Raw genomic sequence first — 4789 nt, 5'->3', positions numbered from 1 at the left:
ACTTTGATGTCTAGTTTCTTTCCAAGGCCCTTACACAAGGTGATATCTGTTTCACGAAACGACCATTCAGAAAAACGAAGCTGCATGATATCTACCAGCTCACGACCAATCACCTTTTTATTTGCATTCCGAATCGTTTTCATTTCCTGTACGGTTAAAATCCCATCATTGTACGTCTTCCGGTACGGTTTCAGTGCCATTTTCAGCCTTCTTCCTTTCTGCAATCGCTACCTGCAAAATAAGACGTGACAATTGCCGCTTATAATTTATCTCAAATTCATCCAATGCGTTGTTGTAATCATAACGGACTCTTTGGATGACCATTTCCCGTGCTGACAAATTTGTCTCTATATCTACTTCTGTTCCTACTACATCGTTGATAGCGTAAACCGATCGCTCTGCGAGCCTGTTAATTTCTCGATTTTCCTCATCCCACGTAATCGCTAACGCATGTTTGATTTCTTTCAGCAAAAAAGGCGACAACTCTTTCGTTGCCACCATTTTTGGTTGATTCTCCATGAGGCTCCACTCCTCATCTATTTACTTTTCTGTTCTGGAACCTTCGGTGTTTCAGCTGGCGGTTGTTCCATTTTGGAGATGTCATATACAAGAAACGATTCGTTTTCTTTCGCACGTCCATTTGCGTACATATGGGCGATATAGAGCTGTTCATCCTCAATCGCACGTGTTTGGTCATACGATTGAATCTTTTGTGCCCCGCTTAACCCCATAAAGTAATCAGATGCGATGCCGGCAACCATAGAACCCACTGGAACAGCCGCACTTTGAATGATTTTTCCTGGAATCGGGAGAACGTTGTATACATACACGCCCTGCGCGTTTAGGAATGTTGTAGAAGGAAACACATGCTCCCAATAATCTAATGGATTGACGATTAATAATACGTTTTGTGGATTACGCTTTCCGTTCTTACACAACGGTTTCATGACTTCTTTTCCTAACGTTTTTGGTGTAAAATCAGAAAGAACCACTTTCTTTTTATCTGCATGCTCCCCGTTTTTCACATTATCAAGGTCTTTTATCATACCGATTGGTTGGTCTTTTCCAGTTCCCGCAACAATTGCCGCTTCCAGCGCAATCGCAATGGATTCTACTAATACAGTTCGTACATAACGATCTAACCAACTCGGTCCCAAATCTAACATCGCCTTGCTAACTAATAGATACGCGGATAATTTCAGTTGATTGACTGGAATTTGTTCAAAACCTTCATCCAGCATTTCTTTATGAGCTGCGGATAACTTACCCCAGAACGCTGTTTGAAGTTCTCCCTTTTTAACAGTCCAAGTTGTAAGACCATTCACATTTACAAATGAAATTTCGTTCAACAGTTCATGTTTATATGTTAAATCTTCAAATACACGTTCAATGAGTGTGGCTGGCACTAATGCTTCCACACCATCAAATCCTTTTGCGTCAATGACTTTGTTAAAGAATGTCGTTTCCTCATTTGTTAAGGCATGGCCACCGCGTGCTGCCAGCACTGCCTGATCAGATTGCTTATTTGTTGCCATTTCAAGAACCTGCGCTTCAATCCCAGCTGCAAACTCCACCATAGCGGTATCAATCTCTTCTTGCGATCCATTCATCAAAACTTGACCTAATTTTTGTTTATTTAATACTTGCGTTTCTAAATCTTGTAATGTCATATGATTTTTCTCTCCCTTGATTTACAGTTTTGTTGATTCCATTAAAGCGTTGATAAAACGCATCGCTCGTTCTGCATTTTTAACTTGTTTTTTATCATCTTTTTCAATTCCCTCGGGGTTATCATCATCTGAACCGTCCTCTGTTTTGGAATCTGATTCCTCATTTTCTTTTTCGTCAGACTCATTTGTTTCTTCAGATGCGTTTTTCACTGGAGCGGTTACTTCATCGCAAAAACCGTAAGATTTCGCTTTACTTGCACTCATATAAGTTTCATGATCAAGTAATGATTCGAGCTCGAAATGTTCACCTTTAAATCGTGATGTATACGACTCAATCAATGATTCATCCACATCTTTTAAAATATCAGCACGTTTGCGTAAGGTAACTGCGTTACCAAAAGCCATCGTTGCAGCGCGGTGCACCATCATCACTGTATTACTGGGCATAATCACCTTATCCGCCCCCATCGCAATCACGGACGCTGCACTTGCACACATACCATCTACAATTGCTGTTATTTTCGCTGGATGGTTGCGTAAATAATTACAAATAGCTACCCCCTCAAAGGCATCTCCGCCATTTGAATGGATATGAACCTCAATTTCTTTTGCATTCACACCGTCCAGTTCGTTTCTCACACCTTCACATGAAATGTCTCCGAACCACCCACTACCAACAACGCTATGCAGATACAGAACGACTTTTCCTTCATTCTGCTTGTCCGTCATCATGAGAAACTTTGGCTGTATGTTCTCCATCTTCATTTCTTTCACCACCCTTCGAAGCTATGTCTGCGCGTTCATAGTTTTTCGTCACATAACGCTGGTTTGCCCATTCTTCCTCTAGCGGTTCTTGTCCCAATCGAATGAGGACATCATTAATCGTTAATCCACCAACCGCGAACATTTTATCTACCGCTGTTGCCAACTTGTTGATATCCACTAACTTGAAGGTATCCATATTAAATTTGATATACGTTTTGGAGAGATACTGTTCACGTGCAAACATTTTTCTGTTGTACTCTGTCACAATCAATTCGCCCAATGGTCTGAGTCCAAACAAGATGAAATTATCTAGGTCACCCGTTGGGTTGCTAGCCGAAGAAACAGTACCTCCATCGCTAGTGCCACTTAGAATAGCCGGCGGAATATGGAAGGCTGTCGCCACGAATTCCAGCATATCTGTCGCGATTGCTTTGATATCCCTTGTATCCATTACCTTCGATTCTGGACTTTTATCTTCCATTTGAACATTTTCGGGTTGAAATAATACAGCACCCATCTTTTCTGGATTCATAAAATCATCCATTTGTTTTTCAAAAAGTTCCGATGCATCTTTACTTTGCTTATCCGTAATCGCGTTCATAAATCGGCCTTTGAATACATACCGTTTCTGCCCATTTGCTTTATAATTCAGGATGGCTTTCGATAATAACTCTCCATAGGACTGATATAAATTGTTGATGACTTCATTGATGGATGTGGTCGAAAACTTCAAGTATAAAACTTCTTGTTCCCTGTACGTTTTGGAAACCATTTCTGTGTTTATCACCACATTTTTATACGTATAGTCCCGGTATCCTTGCGAAGTGTCTCGAAAAAAAGAATCGGCTACCCATAACCCACCCTGATGAAATAAAATAAGCGCCTCGTTATGGTACACAAGATTGGAAACGACCTTGTGCCAAAACTCGAACGCACTTTCATTCTTATTTGGTGAAACATTCAGCTGATAATAATTGAAACTTTTTATGGTCTTACCATCTCGATACGTTTGAAACTCACACCCCACCAAACTACGTGCAATCAAATCAATTGCCGAATCGACATATAATCGTTTATAGGCTGTCTCCACTCGTAACCGCCTGTTAGATACCTCCACATCTACTGTTTCGCCATCTTTCTGAAAAAAATGGCCAATGACATTCCACAATCCCAACACTTTCGCCCCCTTAATATGTCCACACACTCATCCCTTTCATATCCGCTGGATACTCTTCTAATTCACCATCAAAGTTTAAAGCATGTGTGAACGCAAAAAAGCCGTCCGTTTTTCGTTTGACAGCATCTATCTTTTTATATTCTTTTGAGCCATTCCCTAACTCATCGATATAAATATTCCGGCAATACCAACGCATAACAGGGTCATCATGAAACACAATCATATGGTTAATAAATAAGTGCTGAATCAAGGGATCCAGCATGGCATGCACGTACTGTCCACGCCTCACAATCTGAACACGATCATGAAATCCAGCTTGTTCTAGTAATGGTTTTAAAATAACGGAACGAAACTTATCAATCGCAATGGATTTGATATCATATTCTGCTGCTTTTTCAAGAAACCAATTCACAACTCGCTCTGGTTTGATTTCTTTATCATACACAATCGTAAATAATCCTTTTTCCACTCCGATATCAATGATATCTGGATTAATATCTTGCATTTTGAGTGCACCATGCCAGATGAAGGTATGATGGATCCAATATCGTTTCCCGCCACATTTAAATAACAGTCCTACGGAACAGAAGTCTCGTAATTCTGCATAATCAACGCCTCCGACACATTCGTAGTGGTGTAGATTTTCGGGTAGAGGTTGATCTGTTGCTAGGATATCTTCGTACGTTGCAATTTTATGCTGAGACAGCGCCCTTGGGATGTTCATGCGCTTCGTCATAAACTCTGTATGCATAGGGATAGAGGTTTGACAATCGTTCCATTCTTCCCGCATCGTTTCGAACAGTTCTTCATTATGACGGATAGATGGATTCGCTTTTTCCCAATTCTTCAGGTCTTCCACTTCCTCGTCTGTATCAAGCTTACAAATAAAGGGGAACAACTTACTCTTTGTCACTTCACCAGTCAGAATAAGGCGACTCTTTTCTTTTAAATCGTCTAATACGCCCCCGCGTACATAGCCATCTGTTGTTAAAAAGAATGTTCTTCCATCTTTCACCTTACCTAATGCGGAACGAAATACTTTAATCGCTGCGTAATCTTCATACTCGTGAATTTCATCGAAGAATACAGCACCTGGACGCAAACCGTCCTTTGTACGAGCATTGGATGTGTGATAGCGCATATGAGACTTCGTTCCTTTATGTTGGATCAATACTTT

Annotated in this window: 5 protein-coding genes and 1 pseudogene; all 6 read right to left on the bottom strand. The window is 40.6% G+C overall.

The features are described 5' to 3' along the window. Nucleotides 1-200, bottom strand: a pseudogene (locus ATL10_RS31005) (phage head-tail adapter protein); the annotation flags it as partial. Continuing rightward, nucleotides 166-471 carry a hypothetical protein gene (locus ATL10_RS30215; protein ID WP_258375845.1) on the bottom strand — a complete coding sequence of 102 codons (306 nt, stop codon included), beginning with the start codon at nt 469-471 and terminating at the stop codon, nt 166-168. The pseudogene ATL10_RS31005 and the gene ATL10_RS30215, both read right to left, overlap by 35 nt. Nucleotides 472-536: 65 nt before the next feature. Further along, the gene (locus ATL10_RS30210; protein WP_110498296.1) at nt 537-1670 is read right to left on the bottom strand and encodes a phage major capsid protein; all 1134 of its coding nucleotides are present in this window, start codon (nt 1668-1670) and stop codon (nt 537-539) included. A 21-nt stretch (nt 1671-1691) separates the two neighbouring features. After that, on the bottom strand, nt 1692-2435 hold the full coding sequence (locus ATL10_RS30205) for a head maturation protease, ClpP-related (protein WP_110498294.1): 744 nt from the start codon (nt 2433-2435) through the stop codon (nt 1692-1694). Then, complete coding sequence (locus ATL10_RS30200) at nt 2380-3609, bottom strand: phage portal protein (RefSeq protein WP_258375844.1); 1230 nt, start codon at nt 3607-3609, stop codon at nt 2380-2382. The genes ATL10_RS30205 and ATL10_RS30200 overlap by 56 nt, the downstream gene beginning before the upstream one ends. A gap of 13 nt (nt 3610-3622) precedes the next feature. Beyond that, on the bottom strand, nt 3623-4789 hold a 1167-nt coding region (locus ATL10_RS30195; RefSeq protein ID WP_110498290.1), incomplete at its 5' end, for a terminase TerL endonuclease subunit.

Source organism: Bacillus sp. 196mf, from assembly GCF_003217275.1.
Lineage (GTDB): Bacteria > Bacillota > Bacilli > Bacillales > Bacillaceae_G > Bacillus_A > Bacillus_A thuringiensis_S.
Note: the sequence above shows the minus strand (reverse complement) of the source record. Positions and strands in the feature narration are given on the sequence as shown.

Bases quoted from the DNA above. Each gene is read 5' to 3' on its own strand.
- ATL10_RS30210 (WP_110498296.1), bottom strand. From the start codon at position 1,670: ATGACATTACAAGATTTAGAAACGCAAGTATTAAATAAACAAAAATTA.
- ATL10_RS30205 (WP_110498294.1), bottom strand. From the start codon at position 2,435: ATGAAGATGGAGAACATACAGCCAAAGTTTCTCATGATGACGGACAAG.